At 70.3% G+C, this 23095-nt stretch carries 20 protein-coding genes and 2 riboswitches; of the genes, 10 read left to right on the plus strand and 10 right to left on the minus strand.

Annotated features, from left to right (window positions below; all coding sequences use genetic code 11):
• Nucleotides 1-57: 57 nt before the first annotated feature.
• A complete protein-coding gene (icmF, locus tag ACK1X7_RS09330) occupies nt 58-3288 on the minus strand; it encodes a fused isobutyryl-CoA mutase/GTPase IcmF (protein ID WP_413114936.1) in 3231 nt (1076 codons plus the stop codon).
• A 293-nt stretch (nt 3289-3581) separates the two neighbouring features.
• On the opposite strand from icmF, the gene ACK1X7_RS09335 reads away from it, so the two are divergent.
• Entirely contained in the window at nt 3582-5534 is a 1953-nt protein-coding gene (locus ACK1X7_RS09335) for an FAD-dependent oxidoreductase (protein WP_413114937.1), read from the plus strand.
• A 36-nt stretch (nt 5535-5570) separates the two neighbouring features.
• On the opposite strand, the gene ACK1X7_RS09340 is transcribed toward ACK1X7_RS09335, so the two are convergent.
• Entirely contained in the window at nt 5571-6113 is a 543-nt protein-coding gene (locus ACK1X7_RS09340; RefSeq protein ID WP_385150998.1) for a class I SAM-dependent DNA methyltransferase, read from the minus strand.
• Between the two features lie 260 nt (nt 6114-6373).
• Between ACK1X7_RS09340 and ACK1X7_RS09345 the strand changes: the two genes are divergently transcribed.
• A complete protein-coding gene (locus ACK1X7_RS09345) occupies nt 6374-7513 on the plus strand; it encodes a PQQ-dependent sugar dehydrogenase (RefSeq protein ID WP_413114938.1) in 1140 nt (379 codons plus the stop codon).
• 85 nt (nt 7514-7598) lie between these two features.
• On the opposite strand, the gene ACK1X7_RS09350 is transcribed toward ACK1X7_RS09345, so the two are convergent.
• The gene (locus tag ACK1X7_RS09350) at nt 7599-9101 is read right to left on the minus strand and encodes a sodium:solute symporter family protein (RefSeq protein ID WP_385150971.1); all 1503 of its coding nucleotides are present in this window, start codon (nt 9099-9101) and stop codon (nt 7599-7601) included.
• Complete coding sequence (locus ACK1X7_RS09355) at nt 9098-9298, minus strand: DUF3311 domain-containing protein (protein ID WP_216340496.1); 201 nt, start codon at nt 9296-9298, stop codon at nt 9098-9100. Before ACK1X7_RS09355 ends, ACK1X7_RS09350 begins: the two co-directional genes overlap by 4 nt.
• Nucleotides 9299-9755: 457 nt before the next feature.
• Between ACK1X7_RS09355 and ACK1X7_RS09360 the strand changes: the two genes are divergently transcribed.
• From ACK1X7_RS09360 to ACK1X7_RS09390, 7 genes are all read left to right on the plus strand, one after another.
• Complete coding sequence (locus ACK1X7_RS09360; RefSeq protein ID WP_385150974.1) at nt 9756-10145, plus strand: allophanate hydrolase-related protein; 390 nt, start codon at nt 9756-9758, stop codon at nt 10143-10145.
• Nucleotides 10145-10975, plus strand: a complete 831-nt coding sequence (locus tag ACK1X7_RS09365; protein ID WP_390792525.1) for a hydroxypyruvate isomerase family protein — start codon at nt 10145-10147, stop codon at nt 10973-10975. The genes ACK1X7_RS09360 and ACK1X7_RS09365 overlap by 1 nt, the downstream gene beginning before the upstream one ends.
• A 94-nt stretch (nt 10976-11069) precedes the next feature.
• Nucleotides 11070-11966, plus strand: a complete 897-nt coding sequence (locus tag ACK1X7_RS09370) for a 2-hydroxy-3-oxopropionate reductase (protein WP_382950555.1) — start codon at nt 11070-11072, stop codon at nt 11964-11966.
• A 37-nt stretch (nt 11967-12003) separates the two neighbouring features.
• Nucleotides 12004-13782 carry a glyoxylate carboligase gene (gene gcl, locus ACK1X7_RS09375; protein WP_385150981.1) on the plus strand — a complete coding sequence of 593 codons (1779 nt, stop codon included), beginning with the start codon at nt 12004-12006 and terminating at the stop codon, nt 13780-13782.
• A 23-nt stretch (nt 13783-13805) separates the two neighbouring features.
• Nucleotides 13806-15023, plus strand: coding sequence for an allantoicase (gene alc / locus ACK1X7_RS09380; RefSeq protein WP_390792524.1), 1218 nt, complete (start codon nt 13806-13808; stop codon nt 15021-15023).
• A 58-nt stretch (nt 15024-15081) separates the two neighbouring features.
• Nucleotides 15082-16194 (plus strand): glycerate kinase, encoded by a 1113-nt coding sequence (locus ACK1X7_RS09385; protein WP_385150983.1) that lies wholly within the window; start codon nt 15082-15084, stop codon nt 16192-16194.
• A 91-nt stretch (nt 16195-16285) separates the two neighbouring features.
• On the plus strand, nt 16286-16579 hold the full coding sequence (locus ACK1X7_RS09390) for a hypothetical protein (protein ID WP_216340503.1): 294 nt from the start codon (nt 16286-16288) through the stop codon (nt 16577-16579).
• A gap of 89 nt (nt 16580-16668) precedes the next feature.
• Here ACK1X7_RS09390 and ACK1X7_RS09395 read toward each other — a convergent pair whose 3' ends face one another.
• Genes ACK1X7_RS09395 through ACK1X7_RS09405 form a run of 3 tightly spaced genes read right to left on the minus strand, consistent with a single transcriptional unit; the run spans nt 16669 to nt 19766 of the window.
• The gene (locus ACK1X7_RS09395; protein ID WP_385150986.1) at nt 16669-17430 is read right to left on the minus strand and encodes a TIGR03943 family putative permease subunit; all 762 of its coding nucleotides are present in this window, start codon (nt 17428-17430) and stop codon (nt 16669-16671) included.
• Nucleotides 17427-18500, minus strand: a complete 1074-nt coding sequence (locus ACK1X7_RS09400; RefSeq protein WP_385150989.1) for a permease — start codon at nt 18498-18500, stop codon at nt 17427-17429. The genes ACK1X7_RS09395 and ACK1X7_RS09400 overlap by 4 nt, the downstream gene beginning before the upstream one ends.
• Nucleotides 18501-18551: 51 nt before the next feature.
• On the minus strand, nt 18552-19766 hold the full coding sequence (locus ACK1X7_RS09405) for a GTP-binding protein (RefSeq protein ID WP_390792523.1): 1215 nt from the start codon (nt 19764-19766) through the stop codon (nt 18552-18554).
• Nucleotides 19767-19955: 189 nt separating this feature from the next.
• On the opposite strand from ACK1X7_RS09405, the gene rpmF reads away from it, so the two are divergent.
• A complete protein-coding gene (gene rpmF / locus ACK1X7_RS09410; protein WP_361511039.1) occupies nt 19956-20126 on the plus strand; it encodes a 50S ribosomal protein L32 in 171 nt (56 codons plus the stop codon).
• 116 nt (nt 20127-20242) lie between these two features.
• Here the strand turns inward: rpmF and cobF are convergent, their stop codons facing one another.
• The 3 genes from cobF to ACK1X7_RS09425 are packed head-to-tail and all read right to left on the minus strand — an operon-like array spanning nt 20243 to nt 22062.
• Nucleotides 20243-21019, minus strand: coding sequence for a precorrin-6A synthase (deacetylating) (gene cobF, locus ACK1X7_RS09415; protein ID WP_413114939.1), 777 nt, complete (start codon nt 21017-21019; stop codon nt 20243-20245).
• Between the two features lie 38 nt (nt 21020-21057).
• A complete protein-coding gene (locus tag ACK1X7_RS09420; RefSeq protein WP_390792521.1) occupies nt 21058-21819 on the minus strand; it encodes a CbtA family protein in 762 nt (253 codons plus the stop codon).
• Nucleotides 21820-21840: 21 nt separating this feature from the next.
• Nucleotides 21841-22062, minus strand: coding sequence for a CbtB domain-containing protein (locus ACK1X7_RS09425; protein WP_014058848.1), 222 nt, complete (start codon nt 22060-22062; stop codon nt 21841-21843).
• Between the two features lie 38 nt (nt 22063-22100).
• Nucleotides 22101-22245: riboswitch (cobalamin riboswitch) on the minus strand.
• Nucleotides 22246-22866: 621 nt separating this feature from the next.
• A riboswitch (cobalamin riboswitch) is annotated at nt 22867-23066 on the plus strand.
• Nucleotides 23067-23095 lie beyond the last annotated feature (29 nt).

Below are 23095 nucleotides of genomic sequence, written 5' to 3' on the forward strand. Positions count from 1 at the left end.
TCTCTCCGATGAGTTGGGGGGTGTGCCGGGGGTGCCGATGGGGCTATGCCGGGCCGGTCAGACGTTGCGGCGGTACTGGCCGCCGACCTCGAAGAACGCGTCGGTGATCTGCTGCAACGAGCAGACCCGGGCGGCGTCCATGAGGACGGCGAAGACGTTGCGGTCGCTCACCGCCGCGTCCTTGAGGGCGTCCAGCGCGGCGTGGGCCGTCTCGTGGTGGCGGCCCTGGAAGTCCCGCACCCGCGCCAACTGGGACTGCTTCTCCTCCTCGGTGGCGCGGGCCAGTTCGATGGCGTCGGGCTCGGCGGTGTCCGCGTGCGGGTTGCGGAAGGTGTTGACGCCGATGATCGGCAGGGTGCCGTCGTGCTTGCGCTGCTCGTACAGCATCGACTCGTCCTGGATACGGCCGCGCTGGTAGCCGGTCTCCATCGCGCCGAGCACGCCGCCGCGCTCGCTGATCCGCTCGAACTCCTCGAGGACGGCCTCCTCCACCAGGTCGGTCAGCTCGTCGATGATGAAGGACCCCTGGAGGGGGTTCTCGTTCATCGCCAGCCCCCACTCGCGGTTGATGATGAGCTGGATGGCGAGGGCCCGGCGGACCGAGTCCTCGGTGGGGGTGGTGACCGCCTCGTCGTAGGCGTTGGTGTGCAGGCTGTTGCAGTTGTCGTAGATCGCGATGAGTGCTTGAAGGGTGGTGCGGATGTCGTTGAAGTCCATCTCCTGGGCGTGCAGCGAGCGGCCGGAGGTCTGGACGTGGTACTTCAGCTTCTGACTGCGCTCGTTCGCGCCGTACTTCTCCTTCATCGCCACGGCCCAGATGCGGCGCGCGACCCGGCCGAGGACGGAGTACTCGGGGTCCATGCCGTTGGAGAAGAAGAACGACAGGTTCGGGGAGAAGTCGTCGATGTGCATGCCCCGGGCGAGGTACGCCTCGACATAGGTGAAGCCGTTGGCCAGGGTGAAGGCGAGCTGGCTGATGGGATTCGCACCGGCTTCGGCGATGTGATAGCCGGAGATGGACACCGAGTAGAAGTTGCGGACCTTGTTGGCGATGAACCACTCCTGGATGTCCGCCATCATCCGCAGGGAGAACTCGGTGGAGAACAGGCAGGTGTTCTGGCCCTGGTCCTCCTTGAGGATGTCGGCCTGCACGGTGCCGCGCACGCTGCCCAGCGCATGAGCGCGCAGTTCGGCCGTCTCCTCGGGCGACGGGTCGCGGCCCTCGGCGGTACGGAACCTCTCGATCTGCTGGTCGATCGTGGTGTTGAGGAAGAACGCCAGGATGGCCGGGGCCGGTCCGTTGATCGTCATGGAGACCGAGGTGGTCTGCGCCACCAGGTCGAAGCCGTCGAAGAGCGTCTTCATGTCCTCCAGGGTCGCCACCGACACTCCGGAGGTGCCGACCTTGCCGTAGTTGTCCGGGCGTTCGTCCGGGTCACGGCCGTAGAGGGTGACGGAGTCGAAGGCGGTGGACAGCCGGGTGGCCGGCTGGCCCTCGGACAGCAGCTTGAAGCGCCGGTTGGTGCGGAACGGGTCGCCCTCGCCCGCGAACATCCGCGCCGGGTCCTCGCCGTCGCGCTTGAAGGGGAACACCCCGGCGGTGAACGGGAAGTGGCCGGGCAGGTTCTCCCGGCGCCAGAACCGCACCAGTTCCCCGTGGTCGGTGAAGCGGGGCAGGGCGACCCGGGGGATCTTGTTGCCGGACAGGGACTCGCGGGTGAGCGTGGTGCGGATCTCCCGGTCCCGTATCTTCACGATCTGCTCGTCGCCGGAGTAGGAGGCCACGACGGCCGGCCAGTTGCCGAGCTGTTCCGTGACCTCGTGCGGGAGTTGCCGGCGGGCGTCCTCGAGCAGCGACCGCACATTCCCGGCGTCGGAGCCGACCTGGACGAGTTCGCCCTCGACCGCCTCCAGGCGCTGCACCCGCCGGGCCGACTCGGCCAGCCGGTCGGTCTCGGCGTGGTAGCCGCGGACCAGCGCGCCGATCTCGGCGAGGTAGCGCACCCGCTCGGCGGGAACCACCTGCCGGATGCCGGAGGAGTGACGCACATCGACGGGCGCCAGCCTGCCCTCGGTCAGCGGCAGCCCCTTCTCGGCCAGGGTGCCCTTCAGGTGCTGGTACAGCGCGGTGACGCCGTCGTCGTTGAACGTGGCCGCCGATGAGCCGTACACCGGCATGTCCTCGGGCCGCATGCCGAACGCCTCGCGGTTGCGCACCAGTTGGCGGCCCACGTCGCGCAGCGCGTCCTTGGCGCCGCGCCGCTCGAACTTGTTGATCGCCACGACGTCGGCGAAGTCGAGCATGTCGATCTTCTCGAGCTGCGAGGCGGCGCCGAACTCGGGTGTCATCACATACATCGAGGTGTCGACGAACGGCACGATCGCCGCGTCGCCCTGGCCGATGCCCGGCGTCTCCACGATCACCAGGTCGAACCCGGCGGCCTTCACCACGTCGATCACGTCCGCCAGGTGCTCCGGCAGCTCACGGCTGTTCCGCGTGGCCAGGCTCCGGAAGAACACCCGGTTCCCGTCCAGGGAGTTCATCCGGATCCGGTCACCGAGCAGCGCACCGCCACCGCGGCGGCGGGTCGGGTCGACCGCGATCACCGCGATCCGCAGCTTGTCCTGCTGGTCGACGCGGAACCGGCGCACCAGCTCGTCGGTGAGCGAGGATTTGCCCGAGCCGCCGGTTCCGGTGATGCCGAGCACCGGTGTGACCCGTGCCGCCGCGGCGGTACGGAGCTGGTCCAGGAAGTCCGGGGGCAGCTTGCCGAGTTCGGCGCCGGTGATCGCGCGGGCGATCGCGAACCGGTCACCGGCGAGTACGGCGGCGGTGTCGGCCGGCCTGCCGTCCCAGAGGTCGAAGTCGCAGTCCTTTATCACCGAGTTGACCATCCCGGCGAGGCCCATCCGCTGCCCGTCCTCCGGGGAGAAGATGGTCACTCCGCTGTCGCGCAGCCGGCCGATCTCCTCGGGCACGATGACGCCGCCGCCACCGCCCACCACGCGGACGTGCTCGGCTCCCTGGGCGCGCAGCGACTCCACCAGGTACTCGAAGTACTCCACATGACCGCCCTGGTAGGACGAGACCGCGACACCGTGTGCGTCCTCCTCCAGCGCCGCGTCCACGACCTCCCGCACCGACCGGTTGTGACCGAGGTGGATCACCTCCGCGCCCTGGGACTGGAAGATCCGTCGCATGATGTTGATCGACGCGTCATGCCCGTCGAACAGCGCCGAAGCGGTGACCAGGCGGACGGGATGCGCAGGACGGTGCAGATCGCTCATGAGGGCCTTCCCAGACAGGTCAGGGCACTGACTGAAGAGATAGTAGGACGTCCTAGTAAATCACCGGAGGCGAGGACGGTGTGAGGAGGAGCACACGAGCAGCCCGAGCGACCCCGCACCCGCACCCCGCCCGACCGGTCGGCGACCGACTGAATCAACTTCAGTTTGAACGTTAGATGCGCTACGTCGGATCGTCAACAACTCTTTCATGTACTCCGCACTCGTGATTGACGACACCCGACATCACATCTAACTTTGAATTCGATTAGGTTCAACAATGCGAGTGAGGCGCCGTGGTCACATCACACCTTCCACCCGCCGCCGCACCGCTGACCATCGGTTCGCTGACCCTGCGCAACCGGCTGGTCGCCACCGCCCACGCCAGCGGTTTCGTACGGGACGGGATACCGCTCAGCGGCGACGCCGAGTACTGGGGCCGTCTGGCGGCCGGTGGCGCGGCGCTGCTGATCTGCGGCGGTACGACGGTGGCGGCGGAGTCCGCGCCCCGGCAGGGAAACATCCTTCAGCTCCACCGCCCCGAGGCGGTCGAGCCGCTGCGAGCGCGGGTCAGCGCCATACACGCCGAAGGCGCGGTCGCCGTCTGCCAGCTTGTCCATCTGGGCCGGGAGACGCTCGGCGCCCAGTCGTACTACGCACCGGCCGCTCCCTCGGCCGTACGGTCTCCCCGAGAGCCGACAGCGCCGCGCGCTCTGCTCGGCGGCGAGATCGACGAGGTGGTGGAGGCGTTCCGGGTATCGTCCGCCCACGCCCTGGAGGCCGGGTTCGACGGGATCGAACTCCACGCCGCCCATGGCTACCTGCTGGAGCAGTTCCTCTCGCCGCGTACGAACCCGCGCCGTGACGGGCTCGAGGTGCTGGAACGGGTGATCGCCGCGATTCGCGGGCTGTCCACCACCGCGCTGCTGGGCGTCCGGTTCAGCGTCGACGCGTCGGAGGATGTGGCACCGCGCCCGGACGAACTGGCCGAACTGCTTCCCGCCGTCGATCGGTTGGCCGACTACGTGAACGTCACCGTCGGCGTACGCACCACATACGTCCGTGACATGGCCACCGAGCGCCCGCCGGTGCTGGACGACCTGGCGCGACTGCGGTCGCTCATCACCCGGCCGCTGGTGGCGTCCCACGCCTTCCGCACCGCGGCCGCGATCGGTGACGCCCTGGCGGCCGGAGCCGACCTGGTGGGGATGGCGCGCGCCCTCATCGCCGACCCGGACCTGCCGCGCAAGGTGCTCACGGGACGCGAGGCGGAGGTGCGGCCCTGCGTGGCCTGCAACGAGGACTGCCGGACGTTCGACCCGGTACTGCTGTGCGTGGTCAACCCGGACCTCGCGCCGCCCGGCGAACCGCGCCGGCCCGCCGCACCCCTGGTGCGCGCATGGGACCCGGCACGCGTCACCGGACGGCGCGTGGCCGTCGTCGGGGGCGGGCCCGCGGGCCTGGAGTGCGGCCTGAGTCTCGCCCGCGCCGGGGTGGCGGATGTCGTCCTCTTCGAGGCCGCCGACCGGCTTGGCGGCCAACTGTCCACGGCCGCTCAGGCGCCGCACCGCGCCGGTTGGGCCGCCCTGCTCGGCTTCTACGAACGGATGCTGTCCGCCGAGGGCGTCGATGTACGTCTGAGGCGGAGCGTGGAGCCGGGCGGTGAACTCGCCGCATTCGACGCCGTGGTGCTGGCCACGGGCGCGGCGGAGACCTCACCGCTGGCCGAAGCGGGGGCCATGGTGTCGTCGGCCGCGCTGGCGCGGGGAGTTCCGTCCTTGGCCGGTGCCGACCATGTGCTGGTGGCCGACGATGGATTCGGCTGGTGGCCGGGGTGCGATGTCGTGGAACTGGCCGTGGCCGCCGGAGTTCCCCGCATCACCTTCGTCACCCCGGGAACGGCCTTCGCCGGAGCCATCCCGCCCGAGAGCCGCGTCCAACTGCTGCAACGGCTGTCGGGCGCTTGCGAACTGGACATCATGCCGCTGTGCACGGCAACCGGCATCGGCCCCGAGGGTGTCGCCCTCGCCCACCACACCTCCGGACGGATCACCACCGTGCCCGCGGACCAGGTCGTCGTCGTGGGGGAACGCCGCCCACGCGCCACCCCGGACTGCGCCAACCCCCTGGTACTGACGGTCGGCGACGCCGTGGTTCCGCGACGTGTCGCGCACGCGATCGCCGAGGGACGGGAAGCCGCCGTGCGCATCGCCGCCGCCCTACGACACGGTATGACTCCCACGCCGTAGGAACTCCCGGTTCCCCTCCGGCCCGGCAGCGGGCATTCAGGGCTTGACATGCACGGAAACGGCATACGTCCCGTCGGTGTAGGGATCGCGGGACCATGTCGCGTACCTGGCTTCGAGGGTGAGCCCCGCCGCACGGCAGTGCGCGTCGTAGTAGTCCAGCGGGTAACCGCGGTCCAGGGCGAAACCCGCGACGAGACGGCCGCCCGGACGCACATGCGCCGCCGCCCCGGCCACCAGGGCCGGTTCCGTTCCCGGCGGGGTGAACAGCGGGACATTGCCCGCCAGCACCACGACATCGAACGACAACCTCAGATCGAGGTCGACCAGATCCCGCTGGTACCAGCGGATCTCCGGCGCCAGCCGCCGGGCGGTGGCGAGCATCGACGCGTCGGTGTCCACACCCACCACCTCGATCCCGTGCCGGGCCAGCTCGATGGCCACCCGGCCGGTGCCACAACCCGCGTCGAGAACCGTGGCGGGCCGAAAGGAGCGGACCAGCGCGGCTTCGCCGTGGATGTCCCCTCCTTCGGCGGCGATGCGGTCGAACCGCGACTGGTACGCGTCACCGTTCCACCTCATGCTCATGCGGCCAGAGTGTCATACGCGCGATCGCGCGAGACGATCCGGGCAGGTTGTCCTGCGGTCGTACCGCAGCACACTCGACGAGCCAGAAAGTCAAAATCTTGGTCTATACCAAGCCTGTCCGCCCCAGTATTCTCATCCAGAGCCAGTAGCACACCATCCCCCCACCCAGGTTGCGTGCTGGCGCGGGCGACACCCCCTGAACCTGCCCAAGCAGCCGGGTGACCTCCCGATTCACCGCCTCTAGGAGGATCACGGTGAAAGTTCGCACCAGAAATTCGGCGATCATCGGCACCATCTGCCTCGTCGCTTCCCTCGCCTTGACCACGGCGTCCGCCGAGGAGCCCGCCGCACCGCGGCAGGCGGTGGCGAAGGTCGCGCTCAAGAACGTGGCCACGGCGCAGAATCCGACCGCCGGCGCCGCCGGGCCCGGAAGCACGGTCTGGATCGCCGAACGGCCGGGCACCGTAAGGGTTCTGGATGATCAGGGGTTGGGCGAACCCGTCCTCGACATCTCCGACGAGACCACCACCGACGGTGAACGCGGCCTGCTGGGTATCGCGTTCGACAAGGGATTCGCGCACTTCTACATCTCGTTCACAAACCTCGAAGGCACCAGCACGGTGGACGAGTTCGCCATGCGGGACGGCAAGATCCAGCCGGAGACCCGGCGCACCGTCCTCACTCAGACGCAGCCGTACTCGAACCACAACGGCGGCGACATCAAGTTCGGCCCCGACGGCTACCTCTACATCGCATTGGGCGACGGGGGCGCGGGTGGCGATCCGCACGGCAACGGGCAGAACCTCGACACACTGCTCGGCAAGCTTCTGCGGATCGACCCGAGCGGCGGCGACCCGTACGCGATCCCGCCGGACAACCCGTTCGTGGACGACCCGAACGCCAGGGACGAGATCTGGGCGTACGGGCTGCGCAACCCGTGGCGGTTCTCCTTCGACGCGGGCACCGGCGACCTGCTGATCGGTGACGTCGGCCAGAACGACTGGGAGGAGATCGACTGGGCCCCGGCGAACAGCAAGGGTGGCGAGAACTACGGCTGGTCCCAGATGGAGGGCACCCATCCGTTCCGTGGCGGCACGGAACCCGCGAACCACGTGCCGCCGGTCCATGAGTACGACCGCACCAATCTGGGCTGCTCGGTGACCGGCGGCTATGTCTACCGAGGCAACGCGATCCCGGACCTCAAGGGCCAGTATGTGTTCAGCGACTACTGCGACGGCACCGTCCGCTCTCTGGTCATGGAGAACGGCAAGGTGACCGGCGTGAACGACCTCGGAGTGGGCGGCGGCGAGGTCGTCTCGTTCGTGCAGGGCGGCAGTGGCGAGCTGTATGTGCTCGCCATAGGTGGCAGCGTCTCCCGCATCGACCCGGCGTAACGACTACGGGAAGACGCCGCCGAGTAGCGAGTGCGGCCCTGGGCCGGGGCCTCCGTATGAGGTTCCGGCCCAAGGGGGGGGCGGGTCAGCCGGTGCCGGCCGTGGCTTCGGGTTCGGGGCGCAGGGCGGCGGTGGTGGCGGGGGCGGGGCTCTCGGTGCGGGTGACGGCGGAGACGGCCACCATGACCACGGTGTTGAGGACGAGGGCGATGATGCCGACGTTGAGGTCCTTCACCGCCTGCGGGAGCCCCGGCAGGAGGCTGCCCACCGTGACATCGGAGAGGGTGACGACGGCGACCGTGGTGACGCCGACGACGATGCCCGCCGCCGCTCCCTGTTTGGTGACGAACTGCCGTGCCGCGAGGCTCGCCAGCAGTGCCGGGAAGAGCTGGGTGACCAGCGCGTAACCCATGAGCAGCAGCGAGACGATCGAGCTGCCGCCGTTGAAGGTGAAGTAGAGGGAGATCAGGGCGAGGGCGGGGACGAGCCACTGGGCCAGGCGGCCGATGTGCTGCTCGCTGGTGTCGGGCCGGGCGAGGCGGTAGACGTTCTTCGACAGGCAGGTCGCGGAGGTCATGAGCAGCAGGGATCCGGGGACCAGCGCGGTGAGCAGCCCGGCGCCGCCCACGATGCCGACGAACCAGGACGGAAAGGTGGCGGTGGTGATGCGCAGCAGGGACAGATCCGCGTCGGCGCCCTTGAGGCCGGGCACGACCAGGATCGCGGTGAAGCCGGCGAAGAAGACGAAGAGCAGGATGAGCTGGTAGAGCGGCATGAAGATGGCGTTGCGGCGGAAGACGCGTTCGTTCTGGGCGCTGTAGGAGGCGCTGAACGTGTGCGGCCACATATAGAAGCCGACCGCCGAGAGCAGCACGGTGGAGGCGAACCACGAGGCGCTCATGCCGCTGGAGGGCAGGGTGAGAAGCTGGGGGTGGGCCTTGTCCACCGCGTGGAACATCTCCCCGACGCCGCCGTAGTAGTGCAGCGGCAGGTAGATGCCCAGGATGAGGACGACCGCGAGGATGGCGACGTCCTTGAGCACCGACGTCCAGGCCGAGCCGTGGATGCCCGAGATCGTCACATAGAGGGTCAGCGCCACTGTGCCGATCACGATGGCCCAGTGGGAGGAGACGCGGCCGTCGGAGGCGACGGACACGATGATCCCCAGCCCTTTGAGCTGTAGGACGAGATAGGGCACCATCGCGACGACTCCGACGAGGGCCACCAGCGCGCCGAGCAGCGGGCTGTCGAATTTGGCGACGAAGAAGTCGGACTGCGAGATCAGCCGGTGCTGCTTGGCGTAGCGCCACACGGCCGGGAGCAGCCAGTACGACAGGACGTAGGCCAGTGAGGCGTAACAGAGGATGTAGTACGCGGGCGCGCCCTTGCCGTAGGCCCATCCCGAGGCGCCCAGGAAGGTGAAGGTCGTGTAGATCTCGCCGGCCAGCAGCAGGAAGACGAAGACCGTCCCGAAGCCGCGGCCGCCCACCGACCACTGTTCGAGATCCATGGACCTGCCACGGCGGGCGCGCAGTCCCAGGCCCAGGGCGGCGAGCAGGAAGGCGAAGATGACGGCGAGGGCGATCATGAGCTGTGCTCCTCCCGGTTCGCCGGGTCCAGGTGGTAGATGACGGCCATGGTCGCGGAGATCAGCACGACCCACATGACCAGCCAGAAGAGGTTGAACGGCATACCGAGGACGTAGGGCGTCACCCGGTTCGCGATGAAGATTCCCCCGAGGATCCCGAGGAACGGGATCACGCCGAGCAGATGGATGGGTTTCACGTCGAGAACCTCCTGGGACGGGCCGTACTCCGCTGGTGGGGCGACGCCGTCTGGGGTGGGTGGCACGTCCCACGCGAGGCGGTGGGGACGGGGCCGTTGGGACGCCGCGCATGGCGTGGAAGAGGCGGCACCTCGGCGGATCGCCTACTGCCGACCGAGGCCCCTGACCAAGGCCACGGTGGTGGATGAGACGGGGCCGAAGTGCTTTTCGCCATGCGGAATTTATTTTTCGATTGGCAGATGTATAGGTCCGCCACGAGGGCCTGTCAAGGCTTCGCACGTCCCCGTGCCACCCGTCCGTCCGGACGTCGCCACCCGCGCCGATGAGTCTGCCACCGAAGTGCGGGGCGTGGGGCGATGGCGCCCGGACCGAGTGGCGAGCGGGGGTTGTTATTCCGTATTGCAGAAAATACTATCCACATCGCAGAAGTTCTCCCCCCTCGAGAACGGAGACCCCATGGCACGCATGTTCCTCAACGGCCAGGCGATGGAGGGCGGCCCCTTCCATCACCATCTGCGCGGAGCCCCCCTCGTGGCCCGGACCCGCACCGCCCCCGGCTATCGCTTGTTCTCGATCCGGGACGTCTGCCCCGGGCTGCTGCCCGACCCCGCTGTCGGCACCACGGTGGAAGGCGAGGTCTACGACGTCCCCGACGAGGTGCTGCGCGACCACCTGCTGCCCACCGAGCCGCCGGAGCTGGAGTTCGGGATCATCCGGCTCCAGGACGGCTCCTCGTCCTTCTCGATGGTTCTTCGCCGCGGCGAGCTGGAGAAGGGCGTTCACCGGGACATCAGCGACTTCGGTGGCTGGCGTCCGTACCTGAAGACCCTCGGCCGGGAGAACTGATGAACAACCGACTTCCCCACACGGTCAATCTGTCGATGCTCTTCACCGAGTTGCCGCTGCTCGAGCGCCCGGCCGCCGCGAAGTCCGCGGGGTTCGACGCGGTCGAGTTCTGGTGGCCCTATCCGACGGCCGTGCCGACGGACACGGAGGTCGACGCCTTCGTACGGGCGGTGCGGTCCGCCGGGGTCCGCCTGACCGGCCTGAACTTCTTCGCCGGGGACATGCCCGGGGGCGACCGCGGTCTGGTGTCCTGGCCCAGCCGGGCCGCGGAGTTCCGCGACAACATCGACGTCACCGTGGCGATCGGCGAGCAACTGGGATGCCGTTCGTTCAACGCGCTGTACGGCAACCGGGTCGACGGCACCGCCCCGGCGGAGCAGGACGACCTGGCGGTGGAGAACCTGGCGCTGGCCGCCAAGGCCGCCGAGCGCGTGGGCGGCACGATCCTGCTGGAGCCGGTCAGCGGCGCCCCGGCGTACCCGCTGCTCACCGCGGCGGACGCGATCGCCGTCATCGACCGGGTGACGGCCGAGTCCGGCAGCCGCAACCTCCGTCTGCTGGCCGACCTCTACCACCTGGCCGTCAACGGCGACGACGTGGCCGGGGTGATCGCCACCCACGCCGACCGCATCGGCCATGTCCAGATCGCCGACGCACCCGGGCGGGGCGCGCCCGGCACCGGGCGGCTGGACCTCGACGGGCTGCTGCTGCGCCTCCAGGACACGGGCTACGCGGGCTGGGTGGGCCTGGAGTACAAGCCCGAGGGCCCGAGCGCGGACAGCTTCGGGTGGCTCCCCTTCGAGCGGCGCGGCAGCGACCGCGACGCCTGACCGGGACCCGCTGGTGCGGACCACCACGACGACCCGGACGAAGCGAACGACACCGAACGACACGCACGACACGCACGACACGAAGGAACCCACGATGAGCGCCACTTCCCGGAACATCGCCTTCATCGGCCTGGGCATCATGGGCGGCCCGATGGCCGCCAACCTGGTGAAGGCCGGACACACCGTCACCGGCTACAACCGCGGCCGCGCGGCCGTGGACACCTTGACCGCGGCCGGTGGCCGGGGCGCCGACAGCATCGCCGAGGCGGTGCGCGAGGCCGAGGTCGTGATCACCATGGTCCCGGCCGACCCGCAGGTGAAGGAGGTCGTCCTCGGCGAGGGCGGCGTCCTGGAACACGCCAGGCCGGGCACCCTGCTGATCGACATGAGCAGCATCACCCCGCAGACCTCGTTGGAGGTGGACGCCGCCGCGCGGGACAAGGGCCTGCGTACGCTCGACGCCCCGGTGTCCGGCGGCGAGGCGGGCGCCATCGAGGGGGTGCTGTCCATCATGGTCGGCGGCGACCCGGACGACTTCGCCGCTGCCGGGCCGGTGTTCGAGGCACTGGGCACCACCATCGTGCACGTCGGCCCGCACGGGGCCGGGCAGACGGTCAAGGCCGCCAACCAGCTCATGGTCGCCATCCATCTGGAGGCGCTGGCCGAGGCCGTGGTCTTCCTGGAGAACGCCGACGTGGACCTGAAGGCGGCGCTGGAGGTCCTGGGCGGCGGCCTGGCCGGCTCCACCGTGCTGGCCCGCAAGCGGCAGGCGGTGCTCGACCGCGACTTCAAGCCCGGCTTCCGTATCGACCTGCACCACAAGGACATGGGCATCGTCGTCGACGCGGCACGGGCCGTGGCGGCGCCCCTGCCGGTCGGCGCTCTCGTCGCCCAACTGGTCGCCTCGGCCCGCGCCTACGGCGACGGCGGGCTCGACCACTCCGCCCTGCTGCGCGGCGTCGAGCGGCTGGCCGGCCGCGCCACCCAGTGAACCCACCCCCGATGTACCAATCGACAGGAGCATCCTCATGGCTCGAATGACCGCGGCCCAGGCGGCGGTGGAGATCCTCAAGCGTGAGGGAACCACCCATGTCTTCGGCCTGCCCGGTGCGGCGATCAATCCCTTCTACTCCGCGATGCGCACCAACGGCGGCCTGACCCATGTCCTCGCCCGGCATGTGGAGGGGGCCTCGCACATGGCCGAGGGCTACACCCGGGCGAAGGCCGGGAACATCGGGGTCTGCGTGGGAACCAGCGGCCCCGCGGGTACCGACATGATCACCGGGCTGTACTCGGCCGCGGCGGACTCGATCCCGATCCTGTGCATCACCGGTCAGGCACCGGTGGCCAAGCTGCACAAGGAGGACTTCCAGGCCGTCGACATCGCCTCCATCGCGGCGCCGCTGACCAAGATGGCGATGACGGTGCTGGAGCCCGCGCAGGTGCCCGGCGCCTTCCAGCAGGCGTTCCACCTCATGCGTTCCGGGCGGCCCGGTCCGGTGCTGATCGATCTGCCGATCGATGTCCAGATGGCGGAGATCGAGTTCGACCTGGAGACGTACCAGCCGCTTCCGGTCCACCGGCCGGCCGCCACCCGGGCCCAGATCGACAAGGCTCTCGAGCTGCTCCAGGCCGCCGAACGGCCGCTGATCGTCGCCGGCGGCGGCGTCATCAACGCCGACGCGGCCGAGCTGCTGGTGGAGTTCGCCCAGCTCACCGGGGTGCCGGTGGTGCCCACGCTGATGGGCTGGGGCGCCATCCCCGACGACCACCCGCTCATGGCGGGCATGGTCGGTCTCCAGACCTCCCACCGCTACGGCAATGCCACCCTGCTGGAGTCCGACTTCGTCCTCGGCATCGGCAACCGCTGGGCGAACCGCCACACCGGCGGCCTCGACACGTACACCCGGGGCCGTACCTTCGTCCACGTCGACATCGAACCCACCCAGATCGGCCGGGTCTTCGCGCCCGAATACGGCATCGTCTCCGACGCCGGGCCCGCGCTTGAGCTGTTCGTCGAGGCGGCGCGGGAGCTGAAGGCCGCCGGAGCGCTCAGGGACCGCGACGACTGGGCCGACACCTGCCGCCGGCGCAAGGCCACCCTGCTCCGCAGGACCCACTTCGACCAGGTGCCGGTCAAGCCGCAGCGGGTCTACGAGGAGATGAACAAGGCGTTCGGGCGCGATACGCGCTACGTCTCCACGATCGGCCTCTCCCAGATCCAGGCCGCGCAGATGCTCCATGTCTACCGCCCCCGGCACTGGATCAACGCCGGTCAGGCCGGGCCGCTGGGCTGGACCGTGCCCGCCGCCCTGGGGGTCGCGACCGCCGATCCGGACGCCACCGTCGTCGCCCTCTCCGGCGACTACGACTTCCAGTTCATGATCGAGGAACTCGCCGTCGGCGCCCAGTTCCAGATCCCCTACCTCCATATCGTCGTCAACAACGCCTACCTCGGTCTGATCCGCCAAGCGCAGCGCGGCTTCGACATGGACTACTGCGTCCAGTTGTCCTTCGACAATGTCAACGCCCCCGAGGTGGGCGGCTACGGCGTCGACCACGTCAAGGTCGCCGAGGGGCTGGGCTGCAAGGCCGTCCGCGTCTTCGAGCCGGACCGCATCGCGCCCGCCCTCGAAGAGGCCAAGAAGCTCATGGCCGAGCACCGGGTGCCGGTGGTCGTCGAGGTCATCCTCGAACGCGTCACGAACGTGTCCATGGGGACCGAACTCGACAACGTCACGGAGTTCGAGGACGTGGCCACCGCCCCCGACCACGCCCCGACGGCACTCCGTATGGCCCTCGGCTGACCCGCGGGAACAGGAGAGAGAACATGAGCGACTTCACCCGGCTTCCCGACTTCACCCAGCTTCCCGACCTCACCGCCCGCGCCCTCGGCGGCGGTGTCGTCGCGGCCAACGACGAGTTCTTCGCCGAGAAGGAGAACCTGCTGCGCCCCGCGGCACCCGTGTTCCAGCCCCACACCTTCGGACACAAGGGCCAGATCATGGACGGCTGGGAAACCCGGCGCCGCCGCCCCGAATACGAGGCGGGCGACCATGACTGGGCCGTCGTACGGCTCGGCGCGCCGGGCGTGATCCGCGGTGTCGTCGTCGACACGGCACACTTCACCGGCAACTACCCGGAGTCGTGTTCGCTCGACGCGTGTGCCGTCGAGGGCTACCCCACACCAGCCGAACTCGAAGAAGCCGCATGGGTGCCGATCGTGCCGCCGAGCCCCCTGAGCGGAGACACCCGGCATCTCTTCGAGGTCGAGGCCGACCGCCGTTTCACCCATGTCCGTCTCAACATCCACCCCGACGGCGGGGTGGCCCGGCTACGGGTCCACGGCGATGTGGTCCCGGACCCGCGGTTCCTCGCCGGCTCGGCCTGGGACCTGGGCGCGGTGGAGAACGGCGGCCGCGTCGTCGACGCCAGTGACCGCTTCTACTCCCCGCCCAACAATGTGCTCTCCCCGGGGCTGCCCCGGGTGATGGGCGACGGATGGGAGACCCGCCGGCGCCGCGGTGGCGGCAACGACTGGATGATCGTCGAACTCGCCGTGCGCGGAGTCCTCACCCAAGCCGCCGTCGACACCTCGTACTTCATCGGAAACTCCCCGGGTTCGGCACGGCTGCGCGGCATCGACGCCACGGTGGCGGAGCCGGACGATCCCGGGGCCTGGTTCGACCTGCTGCCGCGCACCCGGCTCCAGCGGGACACCCGGCACCGCTTCCGTATCGACGCCTCCCGCCCGGTCAGCCACGTCAAGCTCGACATCTATCCCGACGGTGGCCTGGCACGGCTCCAGCTTTTCGGCGAGCCCACGCCCGCCGGGCTGGGCGCGCTCGGGCTGCGCTGGTTCGATCTGCTGCCCGCGGCTCAGGCGGTTCAGGTCCTGGTCACCGAGTGCGGCGCGGCACCGGAACGGGCGCGGGACATCGTCCACCGGCGCCCGCTGACCGATCCGGACGGACTGGCCAAGGCGCTGGAGGAGTGCGAGCCGTTCGTGGCCGACCGCGTACGCGGCCTGGTGGCGACAGCACCCTGAGCGCGCGGCGGACGACGCCGGGCGGACCGCCGCCCGGCCCGGAAGGAGAGGAAAGCGGGTGCGGGTACTGATCGCGGCGGACAAGTTCAAAGGGTCGCTGACCGCGGCCCAGGTGGCCGAACGGCTCACCGCCGGGCTCCGGCGGGCGGCCCCCCACGCGTCGGTCGCGTCCGTACCGGTCGCCGACGGCGGTGACGGGACGGTGGAGGCGGCGGCCGTGGCCGGGTTCGGCCGACACGAGATACGCGTGACCGGACCCGTGGGCAAGCCGGTGACCGCCGCCTACGCGCTGCGGGACGGCGCCGCGGTCGTCGAAATGGCCGAGGCGTCCGGGCTGCGGCACCTCCCGGCGGACGTCTTCGCGCCGCTCACCGCCACGTCGTACGGCACCGGCGAGGTGCTGCGCGCCGCGCTGGACGCCGGGGCCCGTTCGATCGCCCTGGGTGTCGGCGGCAGTGCGACGACGGACGGCGGCGCGGGGATGCTGTCCGCGCTCGGCGCGCGGTTCCTGGAGGCGTCCGGCGCCTTGGTCGGCCCCGGCGGGGCGGCGCTGGCCCGGCTCGCGAAGGCCGACCTGTCCGGCCTCGATGCCCGGCTCGCGGAGGTGGACCTCGTGCTGGCCAGCGACGTCGACAACCCGCTGCTCGGGCCGAAGGGCGCGGCCGCGGTCTACGGGCCCCAGAAGGGCGCCTCCCCGCAGGAGGTGGACATCCTCGAGGACGCCCTGCGCCACTACGCGCGAACGTGCGGAGCGCTCGCCATGGCCGCCGAACCCGGGGCCGGGGCGGCCGGCGGCCTCGGCTTCGGCGCCCTCACCGCGCTGCGGGCGCGGTTTCGCCCCGGAGTGGAGGTGATGCTGGACCTGCTCGGTTTCGACGAGGCCCTGGCACAAGCGGACCTGGTGATCACCGGTGAGGGCTCCCTGGACGCCCAGACCCTGCACGGCAAGGCACCGGCCGGTGTCGCCTCCCGGGCCCGCGCACGCGGCCTGCCCGTCGTCGCCGTCTGCGGCCGCTTGTCCCTGGACCCGGCCGCCCTGCACGCCGTCGGCATCCACCGGGCCTACGCCCTGACCGAACTGGAGCCCGACATCCCCCGCTGCCTCGCGGAGGCGGGGCCCCTGCTGGAGCGGGTGGCGGCGCGCGTAGCGAGGGACTTCCTGCCCGGCTGAGACCGGCGCGGCCACATCGTGGCCTATTGCGGCCACGCTCATCGGTGGCACGAGTGCAGAATGGGCCAGGGGGGAGAGAGAAGGTGCCCCCATGACCACACACGCTCCCCACACCGGCCACTCCCACCAGCATGGCAGCGGCTGCGGCCACGTCGCGGTCCCGCACGACGACCACACCGACTACGTCCACGACGGCCATCTGCACCGGGCACACGACGACCACGTCGACGAGTGCGAGCCCCGTGGCCACACCGTCCACGAAGGCCACGACCACCAGCACAGCGCCGACTGCGGACATGTCGCCGTACCGCACGGCAATCATGTGGACTACGTCCACGACGGCCACCGCCACGCCCAGCACGAGGGCCACTGGGACGACCACTGACCACGCCCCTGGCCGACGCCGGGACGCGGAAGGCCCCAGACCGACGGTCTGGGGCCCCGCCCTTCTCCGGCCCGCCTTACCGGCCCGTTTCAGCGGCCCGGCCGGCTCGCCACCGCGTCGTTGTACGGGTCCTTGGGCGCGGGAACGCGCTTGACGGACGTGGCGTCCAGGGCCGGGCTCGCGTCGTCCGTCCCGACCTTGCCGGTGGGGTGCCAGGTGCCGGTGACGGTGACCCAGGCATCGGCGGGCGGCGCCGCGGCCCCGTGCACCCGCACCTTGCGCACCGTCGCGTCGGCGGCGCAGCAACTGATGGCCAGGCGGCTGACGTACCAGGTGCCGTGGCGGCCGGGGGTGACGAAGCCGGTGAGGCGCACGGTGTGCCCCTTGAGGGTGCCGTCGGTGTCCCAGACCGCCCGGGAGCTGAAGTCGCTGAGCGACAACTCGACGGTCCCGCTGCGCGGGAGGGCGGCGAAGAGGCTGTCTCCGGCGGCGGGGGCCTTGGCCTTCGCCTCGTCGCGGGCGGCGGTGTACGAGCCGAGAGCGGGTGGCGCGAGGAACAGGATGGTCAGCGCCGGTACGTACAGCAGCCAGGCGATCCGCGGCCCCTGAGAGTGATCGTGGCCACCGCCATGGTGGCCACCGTGGTCGTCGTCCGTACGCGGGCGGTTGAAGGGAAAGCCGTCGCGGGCGGCGCTGACCGCGCCGAGCACGATCAACAGCACCCCCGAGGCGATGAGCGCCGGCCGCAGGCCGGAACGCACATAGCGCAGATACAGATCGGTCAGCAGCGAGATATGCAGCAGACCGACACCGGTGAACAGGAGCAGCAGCACCTGGACGTTGCGTTTCACAGCAGCCACCACCCCACCAGAGCACTGGACAACACCGCCACGACCCAGGTGGCCGACGAGAAGCGCAGGGCGAAAGCCCGCCCGAACGTGCCCGACTGGAGCGCGATCAGCTTCAGGTCGACCATCGGGCCCACCACCATGAAGGCGAGCCGGGCGCTGGGCGGGAACCCGGTGAGCGAGGCGGCGACAAACGCATCGGCCTCGGAGCACACCGCGAGGACCACCGCCAGCATCCCCAGCATGGGCAGCGACCACCACACGGAGTCGGAGAAGAGCCGCAACACCGAGTGCGGCACCGTCACATTGAACGTGGCCGCGGCCGCCGCGCCGACCACGAGGAACCCTCCGGCGTGCAGAAAGTCGTGCTGGAGCGAGACCCGGAACTCCTCCGCCCGGCTCGCACCGGCGGTGTGCCCGGTGGGTCCCTTCGGGGCGCGCAGCCACTCCTCGCGGCCCAGGCGGAGCCACAGCCAGCCCATCGCCATGGAGGTCAGCAGCGAGGCGACGAGACGGGCCGCGACCATCCAGGGGTTGCCGGGAAAGGCCACGTACGTCGCCATCAGCACGATCGGGTTGATGGCGGGGGCCGACAGCAGAAAGGCCAGCGCCGCCGCCGGGGTCACCCCGCGCCGCATCAGACTGCCCGCCACCGGGACCGACGCGCATTCGCACCCCGGCAGCACCGCCCCGGCCACCCCCGCGACCGGCACCGCGAGCGCCGGGTTGCGCGGCAGCACCCGGGTGAACACCCACGCCGGCACGAAAGCGCTGATCGCGGCCGACACCAAGGTGCCGAGCAGCAGAAACGGCACCCCCTGGACGACGATCGCGGTGAACACCGTCCGCCACGCCGCCACCGCCCGGCTGTCGAGCCCGGCGGAGATCTCCGGCCCCAGCACGATGGCGACGACCCCGAGCACCGCCACGGGCAGCCCCGCGATCAGCGCATGAGAGGCGACACGTACGGTTACGCGCAGGCCGCCACCCCCGTCGGGTTGTGCGGCCGACGGCCTCCGGTCGTGGGCAGGGCCCTCGGGCAGCGGTGGCGCGACGTCGGCATCCCGATCCACTACGCCTCCCCTCACACCACTCGTCGTATCGGCGGCATCCGCGGCCACACCCTAGCGGCGGTCGCCCGATGACCGTTCGCCGAGCAGCGGATCGGGCAGGCGGGCCCAGCGCTCGGTGCCGAGGGCCAGTTCACCGTCGTCGAGTACGGCGGCGTCCAGCGCGGCCCGCAGCCGGTCGGGGTCCAGGTCGGCACCGGTGAAGACGATCTCGTTGCGCCGTTCGCCGTAGTAGTCGTCCCAGTACCACGAGGCGAGCGTCCGGCGCTGGGGCGAGGCGGCGTGCCATGCCGCGGTGTCCTCGTCCGCCAACCAGCCTCCCGCCTCCCGCAGTTCGAGGTGGCGCCCGGCTGAGCGCCAGGAGATGACCGTCCGCGGGCGGGTGGCCATCCACAGGTGTCCGCGGCTGCGCACCACCGACGGCATGACGCGCGGCAGGCTCGCCGCCAGCCGCTCGGGATGCAGCGGGCGCCGGGACCGCCACAACACCGAGGACACGCCGTGGTCGACGCCGCGGCGGCGTACGACGGGGGCGACGATGTCGAGACGGTCGGCCGGTCCGGCCGTGCTCCAGCCGGAGTCGGACCGCGCCAGAGCCGTCAGCGCGGTGACATCGGCGTCGTCCGAGTCGACATGGACCACTGCGGACGGGTTGAGATGGCCGAGCAGGGCGCGGCACCCTTCCCGGCGGCCGTCCCCCTCCCCCGGCCCGCCCCGCACCACCATCACCTGGGCCGCCTCCAACTGGCGGGCGGCGGCTTCGGCGACCGTGAGGGGCGCGGCATTCGGGTCGTGGCCGAAGACCCGGGTGGCACGGTGCACACAGCGCAGATCGTTCAGCAGGCGCCCGGGGTCCACGCCGACGGCGGTCGGGGCCAGTTCGTAGTGATGCGACAGCTCAGTCCTGCCCAGTGGGGTCCGCCACAGCTCGGCGAGAAACGGCGCGGTGTCCACGGTGTCGGGGAGCGCGAGCACGACATGCGGACGTGAGGCGGTCCGGGCGATGGTGTCCAGATCCTGCCGGATGATCACCGCCGGGTCTCCGGTGGCTCCTTGACACAGCGAGGCGCGCCGCCGTTCCGCACCGCCCATGACGAAACGCTGTACGAAGGGGTACCGCCCCGTCCCGTCGGCGTGGACCGAGACCGAGAGCACCAGCGCGTCGGGCGAGGCACCCCGCAGCAGGTCCAGTACGCGCCCCCGGACTTCCGGGGTGTTGCCGCACACCAGGCCCAGCAGGCCCCGGCCCGTGTCCGCGCCGGCGCTCACTCCGCCGCCTGGGCAAGGGCGGTCACGACGGCGTGGGCGGTTCTGCGCACCCGTAGCAGCACCAGCGGCACATCTCCTCCTGGATGACGACGTCACAGTGTCACCACGAAGACTACATGGAAACGGTACCCATTTTCATATACGCTGCGGCTGACCACCTGCCGAAAACAGCGAAGGACCCTTGACGACATGGCCGTGCCCAAGCGGAAGATGTCCCGGAGCAACACCCGCCACCGCCGCGCCCAGTGGAAGGCGAGCACACCGGAACTGGTGACGATCACCATCGACGGCCGCGAACACCGGGTGCCGCGCCACCTCGTCCCCGCCTACCGGCGCGGCCTGCTGCACCCCGAGGGCTGACCGCTCAAATCGAGGGTCCGGCGGCCGCTCCCGGACCGGGGGCGGGAAACACCGGCGCAGCGCTTCCCGCCCCCGGCCTGTTTCCCACGTCCACCTCGGGCGCCCACGCGGGCCGACTACTCCACGACGCGCAGCAGATAGGTGTCCATGATCCAGCCATGCCGGTCACGCGCCTGGGCCCGCACCTGCCGGATCCGGTCGGACACCTCGCGCAGTGGCCCGGCGATCAGCAGCTCGTCGGGCGTGCCGAGGTAGGCGCCCCAGTAGATCCATACGTCGTCCCCTTCGACCTGGGTGAACGACTCGTGTGCGTCGAGCATCACCACGATGTCTCCATCGTCGTTCTGGCCCACGTCGGCGAGTCGGCGGGCCGGGGTGATGTGCACCGGCCGCCCCACCTGGTTCAGGGGAATGCGGTGCCGCGCGGCGAGCGAGGAGACGCTGCTGATGCCGGGGATGACCTCGACGCTCGCGGAGACGGAGCCGCGTGCCTCGATGTCGGCGAGGATCCCGAGGGTGCTGTCGTACAGCGACGGGTCGCCCCAGACGAGAAACGCACCGGTCTCCTCGGCCGTCATCTCCTCGCGCAGCAGGCGCTCGAAGATGTCCGCGCGACGGGTGCGCCAGTCCTGGACGGCGGAGGTGTAGTCGCCCCGGTCCATCGGACGCCGGTCCCGGCTCGGGTCGTCCACCTCCACCACCCGGTGGGGCGCCCGCGCGTCCTCGTCCAGCATGCGGTGGCGAAGGTCCGTGAGTGCGGACTTGACGTCTCCCTTGCCGACGATGAAGAACACGTCGGCGCGGCCCATCGCCTTCACCGCCCCGAGCGTCAGATGGTCGGGATCCCCCGCTCCGATACCGATGACGAGAATCCGGCGTTGCTGCGTGGTCATGCGACGGCTCGCGATCAGCTACTCGTACTCCTCGAGGGTCAGTTCGTGGCGGTTGCCACCGTCCGGCTCTCATCGGCCGTCGCGGGCCTGGGATTCAGCAACCGCTCGGCAAGCTCACCGAAGAGAAGACCGAACCCACCCCACAGAATCACCTGCATGGCCAGCGCGGACAACCGGAACCGCCACAACACCGTGGCGGGAAAGTCCCCCGGCACCTCATTGACCACAGGCAGGAAGGCAAACGCCACCCCGATCACCACGGCGAACGCCGCCACCGCCACCACGGTCGCATACCAGGTACCCAACCTCGGCACGAGCCGCTTGCCCACCATCGTGGCCCCCACCGCCAGGAGCACACTGAGCACCATCATCAGGAAGTACAGCGCCGTACGCTTACCGATCGTGTCGGCGTTACCGACCGCGGGCGGATTGGCCGGATACTTCAGGAACGGCACCACATACACCGCCAGCAGCGCACACCCCGACAGCAACAGCGCGGTGGCCCGCGGCGTGAAACGGCCGACACGGCCCAGGGCCACGCAATACGCCAGAGCGGCGATACCACCGAAGGCGATCCCATAGACCAGGACACCGGTGGCCAGCCCGGCCGTGGACTGCACACCACGCGAAACCAGCTCGACCTCATGCTCATGCGCGGGAGCGTGGGCCCCCTCGAAGCTGATCGCACGGTCCACGTTCGGCTCACCGAGGAAATAGGCGGCGACCAGGGCCGGCACACCGGCCCCCAGACCCGCGAGCATGCCCCGGATCAGCAGATTTCTCACCATTGCGGAGTTCATGACTGTGCGGCGTCCCTCACATCAGTGGCAGGGGAAACCGAGCAGATGACGGGCGTCATGCACCCACTCATGAACGTTCTCACCGGAGACAACGGCGGTGGCGCCCTGCTCGGCGCCGACGAAATACAGCAGGACCAGCATCAGGATGCCGAAGAAGACCGCCCAGGGAGCTATCGCCTTCAGCGGCAACGTGGCGGGCAGTTCGGGGGTGGTGGCAGTGGGCTGCGCGACATGCTGCGCCATGACCAGGCCCTCCTTAAGGGAGTTCGCGTCCCATCTCGGTGGTGCACAGGACGACGGCTACGGGTCTGACTCACCACAGATCCCATCCGGGACCCCTGGTTCACAGTGGCGCGACCGTGCCGGATTCCCACCGGCTTCCGTCTTACCGTCGTCGATATCGCACCGACCGTACCGCGTGTCGCGTTCATGGCCAAGACCGCCCACCTGGCGAGACGGTCGGGTCACCGCCGACCGCGCGAGGTCAACCGAACGACCGCGCGGTAGGCCGACACCCTCGGCGTCTCGGTGTCCGCGACGACGGGATCTGCCATCTGATCATGAGGAGCGGATGAGTTCGGTGCCGGACTCGTCACCGCCGTCCCGATGGCCACCACCGTCCTGACCCAGCTCTGCGTCAAAACGGCGCTGCGCGTACTCGGCTGGACCCGCACCCTCGTCCTCGGTGCCCTCCCGCTCGGCCTGCGCGCCCCGCTACAGGCCCCCAGCGACCATCTGTTGCCCATTCTGCTGACCACAGCCCTGCGCGGAGCGGGGCTTCGGCATCGTCACCGTCTGCGGATCCACCGCCGCGACCGCGCTGGCCCCACGCGGCCGCCAGGGAGCGGCCATCGGCCTCTACGGCTTCGCGGTCGCGCTCCCCCAAGTCGCCCTCACCCCGGTGATGGCGGTCGCGGCCCTCACGGTTCTCCTCACCGGTCACGGGCCGGCCACCGGCGGCTCGGCGAACAGCCGTCGGCGTACGGAAGGCCGAAGGCGCCGCTCGCTCACCGACCGCTAGAAGCCGCTCCGTGGAACGAGCCCCTGCTCCTGGACCCGTCGCCGGGTGCGCCACAATGAGGGCACGAGGCGACGGGGACCAGGAAGCCGGTGCGAGTCCGGCGCGGTCCCGCCACTGTGACCGGGGAGCGGTCCTCCAGCACGTCACTGTCCGCGGCCGCGGATGGGAAGGCGGAGGTGAGCGACGATCCGGGAGCCAGGAGACTGACCCGTCGCCGGTCCGACGGCAGGGGCGAGGACACCCCGGAGAGGATCG

Source organism: Streptomyces sp. CY-1, assembly GCF_047218265.1.
Taxonomy (GTDB): Bacteria; Actinomycetota; Actinomycetes; order Streptomycetales; family Streptomycetaceae; genus Streptomyces; species Streptomyces niphimycinicus.